1 protein-coding gene and 1 pseudogene are annotated in these 1,777 nt (G+C 64.9%); both read right to left on the bottom strand.

What is annotated here, in order from left to right:
* Nucleotides 1–1,477: DegQ family serine endoprotease (locus tag EN879_RS34570; RefSeq protein ID WP_164774784.1), on the bottom strand; the 1,477-nt coding region annotated here is incomplete at its 3' end.
* A 199-nt stretch (nucleotides 1,478–1,676) separates the two neighbouring features.
* A pseudogene (locus EN879_RS34565) lies at nucleotides 1,677–1,777 on the bottom strand (50S ribosomal protein L17); the annotation flags it as partial.

The following is a 1,777-nucleotide window of genomic DNA, read 5'->3' as shown; positions in this document are numbered from 1 at the left end:
ACCCCTGACGCAGTATCTGCCCGCCGCGCTCGACCGTAAAGCGCCACCAGCGCGTATCCGTCTTGGCCGCCAGCTCCAGGGTCGCTGCGGTATCGATGGTGGTGCCGTTCACCTCGCGCACGATGTCGCCCGGCTGGAAGCCGAAATCGGCGGCCGGTGAATCGCGGTTGATGTCGACCACGGTGACGCCCTTGATGTCCGTGCGCAGGCCAAGCCGCTGCGCGAGCCGGGGCGACAGCTCCGCGACCTTGGCGCCCGAGAACGGGCTGCGGCCATGCAGCGTCACCTCGGCAGCCTTCATGCCTTCCGGAGCACGCTCCAGCGCGATATCCATCGCCGCCTGCTGGCCCTTGGTCAGAACCGCGAAATTGGCGGTGGTGCCGATCGACAGCGTCGCCATCCGGTAGTCCAGCGCTTCGATGCTCTCGACCGGCTTGCCGTTGAGCTGCAGCACCACGTCGCCGGGCTTGAGCCCTGCCTTGGCGGCCGGTCCGGTCGCCTCGACCGACGAGACCAGCGCACCGGTCGGCTTCTCCATGCCGAGCGATTCTGCGATCTGCGGCGTCACCGCTTCGAACTCGGCGCCGATATAGGGCCGTTCGAAGAAGTCGAGCCCGGCCTTGGCCGCGTCGGCAAAGGCGCGAACCATGTTCGAGGGAATGGCGAAGCCGATGCCGATCGAACCACCGCTGCGGCTGTAGATGGCCGTGGTGATGCCGACCAGCTGGCCGCCCATGTTGATCAGCGCGCCGCCGGAATTGCCGGGATTGATGGCGGCGTCGGTCTGGATGAAGAAGCTGGAATCGGAGACGCCGATATGGCTGCGGGCCAGTGCCGAGACGATGCCGCTGGTGGTGGTCTGGCCGACGCCGAAAGGGTTGCCGATGGCCAGCAGCAGGTCGCCGACCTCGAGCGCGTCGGAATCGCCGATGGCAATGACCGGAAACGGCTTGTCCGAGGTGATCTTGAGCACGGCAAGGTCGAGAGTCTCGTCCTTGAGCAGCACCTTGCTGTCGAACTCACGCCCATCAGCGGTCGCCACCTTGACCCGGTCGGCATCCTTGATGACGTGGTAATTGGTGACCACGACGCCGGTCGGATCGACCAGCACGCCGGAACCCAGTGAAGACTGCGCACGCGGCTGCGAGCGGCCGAAGAATTCCTCGAAGAACGGATCACCGTCGAAAGGCGATGTCACCTTGGCGGTCTGCGAGGCATAGACGTTGACCACCGCCGGCGCCGTCTGCTTGACCAGCGGCGCAAACGACAGCTGCACCTCCTCGCGGCCGAACGGCACGCGCTTGTCGGGACCGGACGTCGCGTTCTCGCCCTCGACGCCATGCAGCAGGTCGGTCAGCACATCGGACAGGCCGGGATCGGTCTTGGTCTCCTCGGCCAATGCCTGCCTGACCACCGGTGCGGCCGCAAACGCCATGATGGCGAAAAGCAGAACAAAGGGCAGTCTTCTGGCGCGCATTCGCGAATCCTCCAAGGCAAGTTCGGGGGCATTGTCCCGACGATTGTGCAAAATGAAAGGCTAAGCCGCTGAAATCCGACTATTTTGGGCCAAAACCCCAGGGGCATGCCCGGAAATCGGATTCCGGCGCGGTTTGCTGCTTTCAGAAAACAAAAAGGGGCCCGCAGGCCCCTTTGAACTCATTTGGGAAAACCGAGCCTTATGCGGCTGCGGCGTCCGCATCAGCGCTTTCGGCCTCGATGCGAGCGCGGTCGCCGGCGCCCTTGGCCGAGACGTCGCGATCGACGAACTCGATGACAG

Origin of the sequence: Mesorhizobium sp. M7A.F.Ca.AU.002.02.1.1 (assembly GCF_003998535.1) — a bacterium.
In the GTDB taxonomy this organism is placed as follows: domain Bacteria; phylum Pseudomonadota; class Alphaproteobacteria; order Rhizobiales; family Rhizobiaceae; genus Mesorhizobium; species Mesorhizobium ciceri.
The sequence above is the reverse complement of the archived record's forward strand: the minus strand, read 5'-3'. Positions and strand labels throughout refer to the sequence as shown.